The sequence below is a fragment of the Nocardia goodfellowii genome, assembly GCF_017875645.1.
Classification (GTDB): Bacteria; Actinomycetota; Actinomycetes; order Mycobacteriales; family Mycobacteriaceae; genus Nocardia; species Nocardia goodfellowii.
Genome location: NZ_JAGGMR010000001.1, coordinates 85,410 through 98,275, shown reverse-complemented (window position 1 = coordinate 98,275; position 12,866 = coordinate 85,410). Strand labels below are relative to the sequence as shown.

At 67.7% G+C, this 12,866-nt stretch carries 13 protein-coding genes; 5 read left to right on the top strand and 8 right to left on the bottom strand.

Translation table 11 applies throughout. The features are described from left to right. Nucleotides 1-75 precede the first annotated feature (75 nt). The 3 genes from BJ987_RS00475 to BJ987_RS00465 all read right to left on the bottom strand — a co-directional run bounded on the left by BJ987_RS00475 (nt 76) and on the right by BJ987_RS00465 (nt 4,006). Entirely contained in the window at nt 76-1,002 is a 927-nt protein-coding gene (locus tag BJ987_RS00475) for a patatin-like phospholipase family protein (RefSeq protein WP_209883617.1), read from the bottom strand. Between the two features lie 108 nt (nt 1,003-1,110). Then, on the bottom strand, nt 1,111-2,910 hold the full coding sequence (locus BJ987_RS00470; RefSeq protein WP_209883615.1) for an acetyl/propionyl/methylcrotonyl-CoA carboxylase subunit alpha: 1,800 nt from the start codon (nt 2,908-2,910) through the stop codon (nt 1,111-1,113). Nucleotides 2,911-3,091: 181 nt separating this feature from the next. Then, a complete protein-coding gene (locus BJ987_RS00465; protein ID WP_209883613.1) occupies nt 3,092-4,006 on the bottom strand; it encodes a sulfurtransferase in 915 nt (304 codons plus the stop codon). Between the two features lie 166 nt (nt 4,007-4,172). Between BJ987_RS00465 and BJ987_RS00460 the strand changes: the two genes are divergently transcribed. Continuing rightward, nucleotides 4,173-4,949 carry a helix-turn-helix transcriptional regulator gene (locus BJ987_RS00460; protein WP_209883611.1) on the top strand — a complete coding sequence of 259 codons (777 nt, stop codon included), beginning with the start codon at nt 4,173-4,175 and terminating at the stop codon, nt 4,947-4,949. Here the strand turns inward: BJ987_RS00460 and BJ987_RS00455 are convergent. The 3 genes from BJ987_RS00455 to BJ987_RS00445 all read right to left on the bottom strand — a co-directional run bounded on the left by BJ987_RS00455 (nt 4,875) and on the right by BJ987_RS00445 (nt 7,612). Beyond that, nucleotides 4,875-5,516: a nucleoside triphosphate pyrophosphatase gene (locus BJ987_RS00455; RefSeq protein WP_372446922.1), complete on the bottom strand. Its 642-nt coding sequence runs from the start codon at nt 5,514-5,516 to the stop codon at nt 4,875-4,877. The two genes, BJ987_RS00460 and BJ987_RS00455, sit on opposite strands and share 75 nt — an antisense overlap. 41 nt (nt 5,517-5,557) lie before the next feature. Next, complete coding sequence (locus BJ987_RS00450) at nt 5,558-5,878, bottom strand: acyl-CoA carboxylase subunit epsilon (protein ID WP_209883609.1); 321 nt, start codon at nt 5,876-5,878, stop codon at nt 5,558-5,560. Nucleotides 5,879-5,971: 93 nt separating this feature from the next. Then, the gene (locus BJ987_RS00445) at nt 5,972-7,612 is read right to left on the bottom strand and encodes an acyl-CoA carboxylase subunit beta (RefSeq protein ID WP_209883607.1); all 1,641 of its coding nucleotides are present in this window, start codon (nt 7,610-7,612) and stop codon (nt 5,972-5,974) included. A gap of 187 nt (nt 7,613-7,799) precedes the next feature. On the opposite strand from BJ987_RS00445, the gene BJ987_RS00440 reads away from it, so the two are divergent. After that, nucleotides 7,800-8,597: a biotin--[acetyl-CoA-carboxylase] ligase gene (locus BJ987_RS00440; RefSeq protein WP_209883605.1), complete on the top strand. Its 798-nt coding sequence runs from the start codon at nt 7,800-7,802 to the stop codon at nt 8,595-8,597. A gap of 3 nt (nt 8,598-8,600) precedes the next feature. Here the strand turns inward: BJ987_RS00440 and BJ987_RS00435 are convergent, their stop codons facing one another. After that, complete coding sequence (locus BJ987_RS00435; RefSeq protein WP_209883603.1) at nt 8,601-9,554, bottom strand: acyl-ACP desaturase; 954 nt, start codon at nt 9,552-9,554, stop codon at nt 8,601-8,603. 166 nt (nt 9,555-9,720) lie between these two features. Between BJ987_RS00435 and BJ987_RS00430 the strand changes: the two genes are divergently transcribed. The 3 genes from BJ987_RS00430 to BJ987_RS00420 are packed head-to-tail and all read left to right on the top strand — an operon-like array spanning nt 9,721 to nt 12,286. After that, entirely contained in the window at nt 9,721-10,245 is a 525-nt protein-coding gene (locus BJ987_RS00430; protein ID WP_209883601.1) for a PH domain-containing protein, read from the top strand. Between the two features lie 9 nt (nt 10,246-10,254). After that, nucleotides 10,255-10,932, top strand: a complete 678-nt coding sequence (locus BJ987_RS00425) for a response regulator transcription factor (protein WP_209883599.1) — start codon at nt 10,255-10,257, stop codon at nt 10,930-10,932. A 43-nt stretch (nt 10,933-10,975) separates the two neighbouring features. Further along, complete coding sequence (locus tag BJ987_RS00420) at nt 10,976-12,286, top strand: sensor histidine kinase (RefSeq protein ID WP_209883597.1); 1,311 nt, start codon at nt 10,976-10,978, stop codon at nt 12,284-12,286. Here BJ987_RS00420 and BJ987_RS00415 read toward each other — a convergent pair. Then, complete coding sequence (locus BJ987_RS00415; RefSeq protein WP_209883595.1) at nt 12,283-12,831, bottom strand: GtrA family protein; 549 nt, start codon at nt 12,829-12,831, stop codon at nt 12,283-12,285. The two genes, BJ987_RS00420 and BJ987_RS00415, sit on opposite strands and share 4 nt — an antisense overlap. Nucleotides 12,832-12,866 lie beyond the last annotated feature (35 nt).

Genomic DNA, 12,866 nt, shown 5'->3' with positions numbered 1-12,866 from the left:
TGCGTGGCTGCGGCGGCGGAAATCGTTTGGGTGAGCGTGGCTTCGGCGGTGCGGATCGTTCGGGCGAGCGCGGCTTCAGGCGGCGCGGACTGTTTCGGTGAGCGCGTTCAAGACGGCGTGGCGGCCGATTTCCAGTGCTGCGGTGAGTAGATCGGTGTCTCGCGAGGCGCTGCCGATATCGGGAGCGCCCGCGGGTGGGTGGATCTGGAGGGCGGCGGAGCCCAGGTCGGCCAGGAACTGGTCCTCGACGGTCTGCTGGTCGGGACGGGCGACCCAGGCGCGGTAGGCGCCGGGTGCGCGCAGACGCAGGTAGCTGCCGCCGACGAGCTGATGCAGGACCGACGTGGGCGGGCGGGCTTCATCGACTCGGCGGGTGCGCAACACCAGGGCGTGGGTCGCGCCATCGCGCACCGCGATCCGAATCGGCACCGACTCGGCCAGTCCACCGTCGAGGTAGCGCGAATCGGCCAGCGGGACAGGCGGACCCGCCAGGATCGGGAGTCCGGCCGAAGCGCGCAGAGCGGTCTGCAAGCTGAGTTTGTCGACGATGAACGGTTGCAGATCCACCGCCAGGCCGGTGCGGATATCGGTGGCTACCGGATGAAAAGTGGTGGGGTTGTGCAGGATCGCCGGGAAGTCCATCGGCTCGATCCCGTCATAGACCTGATCGACCAGCCAGTTCAGGTCGAAGGCGGGCCGCCCGCGCAGCATCCGCGCCGAGTCGACGGTGCGCCGCAGGATCGCCGGATCGGTCCACGTCCGCATGCCGGACACCACCCGCCCGGACAGAAACCACGCACCGTTCAGCGCGCCCGCCGAGGTGCCGTACACCGCGTCGAAAATCCCGCCCAGCCCCAACTCCTCGAGCGCGCACACCATGCCACCGGCGTAGACGCCACGGCTACCGCCACCCTCGATGACGAGGACCAGCCGGTTCCCGTCCGCGCGGCTACCGGAGGCGCTGCGTCCTCGGATCACGTCGGCAACATTCGAGCTGGTCACCGGTCCACCATACGACAGGACCGGGGTGCCGGTTCAGCTGGCCGAAACGCGAAAGCGGGCGCGGACCTCGTTGTCCACGCCCGCTTTCGCAGCGGTTCACCTCAGGTCCTACTTGATCTCCGCCAGGACCGTGCCCTGGGTGATCGCGGCGCCCGCCGCGACCGACAGACCGGTGACCACACCGGCCTTGTGCGCGTTGACCGGGTTCTCCATCTTCATGGCCTCGAGCACCACGATGAGATCGCCCGCCTCGACGGACTGGCCCTCTTCCACGGCGACCTTGACCACGGTGCCCTGCATGGGCGCGGTGACCGCGTCACCGGAGGCCGCGCCGGCGCCCGCGCCGCCCCGCTTACGCGGCTTGGGCTTCTTGCGGATCGCACCGGCGCCGTTGGCCGCACCCGCGCCGCCACCGACGGTGAAGTTGCCGGGCAGCGAGACCTCGACGCGCCGCCCGCCGACCTCGACGACGACCTTCTGCCGGGGCAGCTCCTCGTCCTCGTCCGCGGCGACCGCACCCGGGGTGAACGGCTCGACGTTGTTGACCCACTCGTTTTCGATCCACTTGGTGTAGACGTCGAACTTCTCGCCGTCACCGATGAACGCGGGATCCTCGACGATGGCCCGGTGGAACGGGATGACGGTGGCGAGGCCGTCGACCTCGTACTCGGCGAGAGCGCGCCGGGCGCGCTGCAGCGCCTGTTCGCGGTTCTCGCCGGTGACGATCAGCTTGGCCAGCATGGAGTCGAACTGGCCGCCGATCACACTGCCCTGCACCACACCGGAATCCACGCGGACGCCGGGGCCGGACGGCTCGCGGTACACCGCGACCGGGCCGGGGGCGGGCAGGAAGCCGCGGCCGGCGTCCTCACCGTTGATGCGGAATTCGAAGGAGTGGCCGCGCGGCGTCGGATCTTCTTTGATGCTGAGTTCGTGGCCCTCGGCGATGCGGAACTGCTGGCGCACCAGATCGATGCCCGCGGTCTCCTCGGTGACGGGGTGCTCGACCTGGAGGCGGGTGTTCACCTCGAGGAAGGACACCGTCTCGCCCTGTACCAGGTACTCCACGGTGCCCGCGCCGTAGTACCCGGCTTCGCGGCAGATCCGCTTGGCGGATTCGTGGATCGCGGCGCGCACCGCGTCGGACAGGAACGGAGCGGGGGCTTCCTCGACGAGCTTCTGGAAGCGACGCTGCAGCGAGCAGTCGCGAGTGCCCGCGACGACCACGTTGCCGTGCTTGTCGGCGATGACCTGCGCCTCGACGTGGCGGGCCTTGTCCAGGTACTGCTCGACGAAGCATTCGCCGCGGCCGAAGGCGGCGGTCGCCTCGCGGACCGCGGAGTCGAACAGCTCGGGGATCTCCTCGATGGAGTGCGCGACCTTCATGCCGCGGCCGCCGCCACCGAAGGCGGCCTTGATCGCGACCGGCACGCCGTACTGCTGGGCGAACTCGACGACCTCGTCGGCGTTCTTCACCGGGTCTTTGGTGCCGGCGGCCATCGGCGCCTGAGCGCGCTCGGCGATGTGCCGGGCGGTGACCTTGTCACCGAGGTCGCGGATGGACTGCGGCGAGGGGCCGATCCAGATCAGCCCGGCGTCGATGACAGCCTGGGCGAAGTCGGCGTTCTCGGAGAGGAAGCCGTAGCCGGGGTGGATGGCGTCGGCGCCGGACTTGGCGGCGGCATCGAGGATCTTGTCGAACACGAGGTACGACTCGGCCGAGGTCTGGCCACCCAGGGCGAAGGCTTCGTCGGCGAGCTTCACGAAGGGGGCATCGGCATCGGGTTCCGCGTAGACCGCGACGCTACCGATTCCGGCATCCTTGGCCGCCCGGATCACGCGCACGGCGATCTCGCCTCGATTGGCGACGAGTACCTTCGTGATCCGCGCGCTGGCATGGCTGGGCACTGAGCCTCCTGGTTTGCAATCTGTAGTCGCTTCGCGGGGATGGGTCGCTGCGCAGGCTTTCCGCTCCCGTGGTCGACAACTTACGTCTCGGGCGAGTGTAGGCAGTCTGCCAATAGATCCCGCACTCGGATAGCCCTACTCGACAGTAGGTCGCACATCACACCTGGATAGGCGGTGTGAGCTAGCGCCCCTTGGTCGTTGCTTTCGCCAGGGTCGGAACTTCGCCGGGTTCAGGGCCTTTGGCGATCGGCATGCGCACCGAATTACCCCATTCGGCCCAGGATCCGTCGTAGTTGCGGACGCTGCCGAATCCCAGCAGGTAGGTCAGCACGAACCAGCTCAGGCTGGAACGTTCGCCGATGCGGCTGTAGACGATGAGATCGTCGGAATCGGCCAGGTCACCGTAGATGTCGTCGAGCTCGGCGCGGGCCCGGAAGCGGCCGCCGGCGCCGATGGCCCGGGTCCATTCGATATTGCGCGCGGTGGGGATGTGGCCGCCGCGCAGCGCGGAGGCCTCGGGGCTGTCCGGTTTCGGCGCGACTTCACCGGCGTATTCCTCGGGGGCGCGCACGTCGACCAGCGGTTTGCCCAGGTGCGCCAGGACGTCGTCGCGGAAGGCGCGCGCGGCGCTGTCGTCGCGGCGCACCTCGGGGTAGTCGCTGCGCACCGGATACGTCACGTCGAAGGTGGTGTCGCGTTCCTCGGACAGCCAGGCCGCGCGGCCGCCGTCGAGCAGGCGGACGTCCTGGTGGCCGAACAGCGCGAACAGCCAGAGGGTGTGCGCTGCCTGCGCGTTGTCCCGGTCGCCGTAGAGCACCACGGTATCGTCGCGCTGGATCCCCTTGGCGCGCATCAGCTCGGTGAAGCGGTCACCGTCGATGTAGTCGCGGGTAACCGGATCACTCAGATCGCCCCGCCAGTCGATCTTGATGGCGCCGGGCACGTGACCGATGTCATACAGCAGGACATCCTCGTTGGACTCGATGATCTTCAGCCCCGGCGCGCCGATGTTTGCCGACAGCCACTCTGTGGTTACTAGTCGGTGAGGATGTGCGTAAGTTCCGAACCTGGGCGCGTTGTCCGGGGCGACGGGCACGATGAGGATCCTTCATGCGAGGTAGACAGTGGTTTCAGTAGTCCGTGCTGCATAACAATGGTAAGTCTGCTGTGTAGGGCAATCTCGTTTCAGATCACAAATCGGCTGAATGGGCGAATAAATCGCACCCACATCCGATAAAGTTTCCCGGGAGGAGGGGTGAGCTATGTCCGATTCGTGGCCGCGACGGCGACTGCTCGCGATCCTACGTGGCGCCAGCGAACCTCTCGATGCCCAGGAGCTGGCCAGAATCACCGGCCAGCACGTCACGACGGTCCGCTTTCACCTCGATGTGCTCACCAAGGAATCCCTGGTGCGCCAGTTCCAGCAACCGCCGCGCGGCCGTGGGCGTCCGCGCATCGGTTACAGCGCCGTGCAGCATTCGGTGGGATACCAGGAACTGGCTCAGGTGCTCGCCGATCAGCTGGGCAACGATCCGCGCCGCCGCTCCGACGCCGCGATCACCGCGGGCCGCGCATGGGGCGCGAAACTCGACGCCGGTGATCACCGCGTGGAAACCCTCGAGGACGCCAAAGACGTCACCATGACTCTGCTCTCGGAGCTCGGCTTCGCCCCGGAACGCGACGTGGCCGCCGAAACCGAGGAACAGGTACAGATCCGGATGACGGCCTGCCCGCTGCGCGACCTGGCGCGCACCCACTCCGAGGTGGTGTGCGGCGTACATCTGGGGCTGATCGAGGAAGTGCTGGACCGCAACGGCGGACGGGATTCGATCACCGCCCGGCTGCATCCGTTCGTGGAACCGGAATTGTGTGTGGCGCGCTTGGAAATGCCGGCGCGCCGTGAGGCGACCCCGGTCGCGGTGGGCGCCGACGGCGGTACCGAGGAGCCGACGCTGGCGGCGCCGTCAGGAGGTCGCGCGGCCCCACAGCTGCGCAACGCCGACCCCAACGTCGCCAAGCAGTCGGCGCAGCAGTGGTAGCCCGATCCCGATGACGCTGGACGGGTCGCCTTCGATCCGGTCCACGAACCAGCCGCCCATCCCGTCGAGAGTGAACGCGCCCGCTACTCGCAGCGGCTCACCGGTCGCGATGTAGGCGTCGAGTTCCTCGGGGTCCGGCTTCGCGAAATGCACTGTGGTGGAACTACAGTCCACCGCCGACGCCGTGATCGAGCCGTCCTGGAGCCGCAGCACGCAGTGTCCGGTCAGCAGATCGGCGCTGCGCCCGGCCATGTCGGCCCAGCGCGCCCGCGCCACCTCGGGGGTGTGCGGTTTCCCCTGTAGGACGCCGTCGACCAGCAGCATCGAATCACAGCCGACGACAACACAATTCGCGGCGACGTCCGGGGCCGTACGCACCAGCTCCGCCGCGACCGATCGGGCCTTCGCCCGCGCGAGCTCGACAACGACGACGTCAGGCGCCGAATTCGCGGGCAGCGCGGCTTGCACCGCGTCCTCGTCGACGTCGGAGACCCGCACGATCGGATCCACACCCGCGGCGCGGAGCACCTCCCGGCGCGCGGGGGACGCGGAACCGAGAACGAGCAGCGGAAGACTGCTGCCGGCGGGTTGAATCAGCCCGGACTCCCTCAACGCAGGTGGGACAGTTGAGGATAGGCGTACGGGGAGAACGGCGACGTGCCCCGGTGCATCATGGTCGGCCGGCCCCACATGTCCTGCGGGCCGGAATCGACTTCGCCGCCGTCGCCGTTCGCGGCCGCGGTCAGCACGCAGACCAGCGCCGCGAGCTCGGCATCACTCGGCGAACCCTTGACGATCCGGAACAACGGCTGCTGGGTCGAGGTATCGGCTGCCGTGTTCACGGTCACTTCGGTCTCGCCCGCGACTTCCTCGACTGTGAGATCCAACTCGACGGCGGTCAACACATCCTCTTCTGCCACAGTCGTCACGGTGCCAGTTCCTCTCTGTTGCTTTCGCAGGCTTTCCCGGAGCCCTCGGAACACTGATCAACAGTGTGCGGCCTCCCGAGGCGTATCGCTCGGCTAGAGCGGGATGTTGCCGTGCTTCTTGGGCGGCAAGGTGACCATCTTGCGTTCCAGCAGCCGCAACGCCGCCACGATCTGGCCGCGGGTGTGCGAGGGCGGGATCACCGCGTCGACGTAGCCGCGTTCGGCGGCGACGTACGGGTTCACCAGGGTGTCCTCGTACTCATTCTGCAGTTCCAGGCGCAGGGCGTCCACGTCCGCGCCGCTCTTGGCGGCCTCCTGCAGCTGCTTGCGGTAGACGAAGCCGACGGCGCCGGAGGCACCCATGACGGCGATCTGCGCGGTGGGCCAGGCCAGGTTGACGTCGGCGCCCATGTGCTTGGAGCCCATCACGTCGTAGGCGCCGCCGTAGGCCTTGCGGGTGATGATCGTGATTTTGCCCACAGTGGCCTCACCGTAGGCGTAGAGCAGCTTGGCGCCGCGCCGGATGATGCCGTTGTACTCCTGGCCGGTGCCGGGCAGGAAGCCGGGCACGTCGACCAGGGTGATGATCGGGATGTTGAAGGCGTCGCAGGTGCGCACGAAGCGCGCGGCCTTCTCCGAAGCGTCGATATCGAGGCAGCCAGCGAACTGGGTGGGCTGGTTGGCGACGATGCCGACGCTGCGCCCGTCGACCCGGCCGAAGCCGACGATGATGTTCATCGCGCGCTCGGCCTGCACCTCGAGGAACTCGTCGTCGTCGAGCAGCCGGCGGATGACCTCGTGCATGTCATACGGCTGGTTCGGCGAGTCCGGGATGATCGTGTCGAGCTCGATGTCCTCGTCGGTGAGCGAATCCTCGATCGCGCCGTTGATCGGGTCGGTGGCCGGGAAGCGCGGGGCCTCGGCGCGGTTGTTGCTCGGCAGGTAGGACAGCAGATCCTTGACGTAGTCGAGGGCGTCCTGCTCGCCGGAGGCGACATAGTGCGCCACACCGGATTTGGTCATGTGGGTGTGCGCGCCGCCCAGATCCTCCATGGTGACGTCTTCGCCGGTGACGGTCTTGATCACGTCCGGGCCGGTGACGAACATCTGCGAGGTGCCGTCGACCATGACGACGAAATCGGTGAGCGCGGGGGAGTAGACATGGCCGCCCGCGGCCGGGCCCATGATCAGCGAGATCTGCGGGATGACGCCGGAGGCCTGGATATTGCGGTGGAAGATCTCACCGTAGAGGCCGAGCGAGACGACGCCCTCCTGGATGCGCGCGCCGGCGCCCTCGTTGATGCCGACGAGCGGACGGCCGGTCTTGATCGCGAGGTCCATCACCTTGACGATCTTCTCGCCGTAGACCTCGCCGAGGGAGCCACCGAAAACGGTGACATCCTGGGAGAAGATGCAGACGTCGCGACCGTCGATGGTGCCGTAGCCGGTGACCACGCCGTCGCCGAGCGGGCGGTTGCTCTCCAGTCCGAAGTTCACGCTGCGGTGCCGGGCCAGGGCGTCGAGTTCGACGAAGGAGCCCTCGTCGAGCAGGGCCAAGATGCGCTCGCGGGCGGTCATCTTGCCCTTGGCGTGCACCTTGTCGACCGCGGCCTCACCCATCGGGTGCTTGGCTTCTTCCAGACGATTCCGCAGGTCAGCCAGCTTCCCAGCGGTGGTGTGGATATCGGGGGCGCCCGCCGGATCTTGCGCGGACTGCTGCTGGACACTCGTCATGGCTTCGGAGTGTAACCAGTGACAGTCGCCCTCACTAACCGGAGTGGGGCTACCAGTGAGTACAAATAAGCGCAGCTAGATCATGTTCTGGACCTATCACAAGGGTAAAGTTCCTGGTCGATCGGCGCGCGGGCGGGAGCGGGCAATCAGGTTCCGGCGCAATGGCAATGCAGTAGCGTTCCCGATCATGCGTACGCCCCTGGATGTGGAGCGGTTGCGGCGAGCCGTCGCCGAGGAGCCCGAGCTGTCCTTCTTCTCCCGCATCGACGTGGTGGAGTCGACCGGGTCGACCAACGCCGATTTGATCGCCCGCGCGGGGGAACCGGGTGCCGAGGGCGCCGTGTTGCTCGCCGAAGCGCAGGAGGCCGGTCGCGGCCGGCACGCGCGCACCTGGGTCAGTCCGCCACGGGCGCAGATCTCGATGTCGATCCTGGTGCGGTTGGACGGGATCGCGCCGGAGGCGCTGGGCTGGCTGCCCTTGCTGACCGGCGTCGCGGTGGTGGACGCGCTGCGCGAGACCGCCGGCGTGGACGCGAATCTCAAGTGGCCCAACGATGTTCTGATCGCCGGCCGCAAGGTGGCGGGCATACTGGCCGAGGTGGCCGCCGGCGGCGCCGCGCCCGTCGTGGTGGTCGGGACCGGCATCAACGTGAGCCTGACCGAATCGGAACTGCCGGTGCCGCACGCGACCTCGCTCACGCTCGCGGGCGCGCGGGAGACCGACCGTACGGCGCTGGTGCGGTCCCTGCTGACCCAGTTCGCGCGCAGGTTCACCGACTGGCGCGCCGCGGGCTGGTCTACCGCGTCGCTGGTCGGCGCCTACCGCGAGCGCTGCGCCACCATCGGCGCGGAGGTCCGCGCCGAGTTGCCGGGCGGCGAAGTGCTCACCGGGGTGGCCGGCGGCGTCGACGACCACGGCCGCCTGATGATCGGCGACCGGGCCGTCTCCGCGGGCGACGTCACCCACCTGCGCGCCGGATACTGACGCTCAGGAGACCGGCAGCAAGCCCCGGGCCGCTTCGCGCGCCAGCAGGCGATCGCGCTGTTCCTCGAACTTGGCCACGTCCTGCTCCAGCTTCTCCAGGTAGGCCCCGAGCCGATCGCGCGCCTGTTCGCCGCGGGGGCTGAAGTCGGTGCGCTCGAAGATGTCCCATATCTTCAGGCACGGCTGCACCACCTCCTCGAGGTGCTGGCGCAGGTCGTAGATGCCGTGCTTGGCCATCAACGCGCCGTTGCGGCGGAAGTTCGGCATGCCGTAGCCGGGCATCACGAAATTCTCGAGAATGATGGCGATCGCCTCGATCGCCTGGTCCGGCACCAGATCCAGGCCCGCGCCGCACATATTGCGGTAGAAGATCATGTGCAGGTTCTCGTCGGCGGCGATGCGTTGCAGCATGCGGTCGGCGATCGGGTCGTTACACACCTTGCCGGTGTTGCGGTGGCTGACCCGGGTGGCCAGTTCCTGGAAGGTGACGTAGGCGATATTGAGCAGGAACCCGCCCCAATTCTCCGGGGAATGCACGCCATTGGTCATGTGCACCATGCGCGCGTTCTCCAGCGCGACCGGGTCTACTCCCCGGGTGACCACCAGGTAATCCCGCATGACGATGCCGTGCCGGTTCTCCTCGGCGGTCCAGCGGCCCACCCAGGTGCGCCACGCGCCGCCGTTGTCGAAGGCCTCGGAGATGATCCGGTGGTAGGAGGGCAGGTTGTCCTCGGTGAGCAGGTTCGTGATCATGGCCGCCTTGGCGACCTCGTTCAGCTGGGATTGCTCCGGGTCCCAGTCGATTCCGCCCATCGCGGCGAAATTGCGGCCCTCGTCCCACGGTACGTAGTCGTGCGGATGCCAGTCCTTGGTGATCGAGAGGTGCCGGTTCAGGTTTTCCTCGGCCACCGGTTCGAGTTCGGTCAGGATTTCCAGCTGGGTCAGGTCCCTGGTCACACACGCCTCCACGGTCGTTGTCGAGCATGGTTTTAGGAGCAGGACAGAACTTAGAAGTGCAAAACTTGCCGACGCGAATGAGATCGACCCTCGCAGGCTGACGATTGTGCAGCACGCCGGGCTCGGTGTCAGGCATTCTGGCATCTTCGAGCGGTAGGGTTCGACCATGGGTTCCCCTGAGGAGGCGCTGGCACCGGATGAGCAGCTCATCCTGCACCGGCATCCGCATTGGAAGATGCTGTTCTGGCCCATCGTGACGCTGGTGGTGGCTACCGCGCTCGCCGGATTCGTTGGGGGACTTGCCTCCCGGAAGGCCGAGGGGTCCGCGCGCACTGTCGCCCTGCTGGTGATCTTCGCGCTGTGGGCGGCGATCCTCGCCTGGCGTTGTGTCGCGCCGGTGCTGGCGTGGAAGTCGACGCACTTCATCGTCACCGATCGTCGCGTGCTGGTGCGCCAGGGCGTGCTCACGCACTCCGGACTCGATATCCCGATGAGTCGCATCTCGAGTGTGCAGTTCCGGCACGGGCTGTTCGACCGGCTGCTCGGCACCGGCACCTTGATCATCGGTTCCTCGTCGGAGGAGCCGCTGGAGTTCGACGACATCCCGCAGGTGCAGCAGGTGCACAACTTGCTCTATCACCAGGTCTTCGATGACGAGCGCCACCACGGCGATGTGCATCGGGGACCGTAACCTAGTCACATGACCGCCGTACTGCTGGCCGAGGACGACGAGGCCATCGCCGCACCGCTTTCCCGGGCGCTCGGTCGTGAGGGGTACTCGGTCACCGTCGAGAGCTTCGGTCCCGCCGTGCTGCAGCGCGCCCTGGAGGGCGGGCACGATCTGCTCATCCTCGACCTGGGGCTGCCCGGCATGGACGGGCTGGAGGTGTGCCGGCAGGTGCGCGCGCGGGGCGCCGATCTGGCCGTGCTGATGCTCACCGCGCGCACCGACGAAGTGGATTTCGTGGTCGGGCTGGACGCGGGCGCCGACGATTACGTGGGCAAACCGTTCCGGCTCGCCGAACTGCTGGCCCGGGTGCGAGCCCTGTTGCGGCGCAGTGGAATCGGGGACGAGGCGGTCGAGGTCGGCGGTATCCGGCTGGAGCCCGCCGCGCGCCGGGTGCTGGTCAACGGCGTGGAAATCGGTTTGGCCAACAAGGAATACGAGTTGCTCAAGGTGCTCATCGACCGGGCCGGGCAGGTGGTACCGCGCGAGACCATCCTGCGCGAGGTCTGGGGCGATGCGGAACTGCGCGGCTCCAAGACGCTGGACATGCACATGTCGTGGCTGCGCCGCAAGATCGGTGACGAGGGGCCGATGGCCGAGCGCCGGATCGTCACCGTGCGCGGTGTCGGGTTCCGGCTGAACACGGCATGAACGGGCTGCCCGAGCGGCTCGTGCCGAACGGACGCTGACCGACGTGCGCCGTCGAATCCTGCGATCCATGCTCACCGTGCTGACCATCACCACGGTGGTGCTCGGCGTACCGCTGACCTATACGGCGTGGCTGTGGGTGGAGGACATCACCCGCACCGATCTGCGCGGCCGGCTGGACCGGATCGCGGTGGAGGTGATCCAGCAGGAGCAGGCCGACGGCCTGGTGCGCGGCGGGCTCGATATCCGCACGGTACGCCCGCTGGTGCCCAAGGACGGCAAACTCACCATCGTCTATCCGACCCCGCAGGACAGCGCCTCCCGAATCGACATCGGCGCCGACGCGGTCGCGGACCCGCTGATGGAATCCCTCGCCATGGGCACCTCGGGTTCGCTGCGGCTGGAGGTGCCGGGCGCGCCGATGCACGCCAAGCAGCGGCAGGCGGTCGCGGCGGTGGCGCTGGCCGTGCTGGCCTCGCTGGGCGCGGCGGTGGCGGTCGCGGTGGTGACCGCGCGCCGGGTGGCCGATCCGCTGCGTGATGTGGCGGCGCGGGCGGCCCGGCTGGCGATGGGTGATTTCCGGCCGGATCCCCGCCGGCACGGCATCGCCGAATTGGATCGCGTCTCCGACGTCCTGGATTCCGCGACGGTGGAGATCGCCGGGCGGCTACAACGCGAGCACGCGCTGGTCGCGGACGTGTCGCATCAGCTGCGGTCCCGGCTCACGGCGGTGCGGTTGCGCCTGGACGAGTTGTCCGCGCACACCGACCCCGAGGTGGTGCACGAGGCCGAGGAGGCGATGGCGCAGGTCGATCGACTCACCGAGGCCATCGACGACCTGGTGCGCGCCTCCCGGGACGAAGACGCGGCGGACCGCGATCCGATCCCGGTGATGGACGAGCTGCGCGGTGTCGTCGCCGAATGGCGGCATCCGTTCAGCGAGGCGGGGCGGACGCTGGTGCTCACCGGCGACAAGACGCTCACCGCGCCGATCACGGCGCAGCGGTTGCGGGAGGCGGTCGCGGTGCTGGTCGACAATGCCCTGATGCACGGCGGCGGCACTTGCACGGTCTCGGTGCGCTCGGTCCGGCCCGGCAACGCGCGTGAGCCGCTGGTGTGTGTGGAGGTGGCCGACGAAGGGGAGGGCGTGCGGGACGAACTCGCACCGCACATCTTCGACCGGGGATTCTCGGCCGGTGGGTCGACCGGTGTGGGCCTGGCGCTGGCCCGGGCGCTCATCGAGGCGGACGGTGGCCGGCTGGAGCTGCAGCGGCGCAGACCGGCGTTGTTCGCGGTGTTCCTGGGTTCGTCGGTGCCGCGGATTTCCTCGAACGCGGTGATCGCCGAGCCGCGTTAACTCTGGCCGAGCTGCTCTTCTTCGAACAGGAACTCGTCCTCGAACTCTTCGACGAGTTTGTCCATCTCGTCGGGGAAGACCCAGCGTCGCATGGCCCAGAATCGGAACGCCATTTGCAGCAGGTTGCCGATGATGAATGCGCTGATGAAGTCGGCGATGTTCTCCACCAGCAGGCTGACATCGGGAACGCGCAGGTCGAAGACGTAACTGGAGACCCATAGCGGCAGGAAGCTCAGCACCACGCCGACGCCGCTGACGGCGAAGAACAGCAAGGCCTCGTGATGACGTTCGCGCCCGCCCCGGTTCCGGAACGACCATTCGCGATTGAGAATGTAGGACGCGATAACGGCGATGACGCCGGAAATAATCTTGGCGGTGACCGGCTTCTCGGTCAGCACGGTCAGCTTCAGGAAGTAGAAGATGCCACTGTCGATGACGAACGTGATGCCCCCGACGATGGCGAACTTGATCAGCTCGTGGTGGCGGAAAGCGATCTCCGCCAGGGGTCTGGGGAGAACGTTGACCACGCCGTCGACGAATGACACAAGGATCGAGTGTACCGGTAGCGATCATTCGGCCC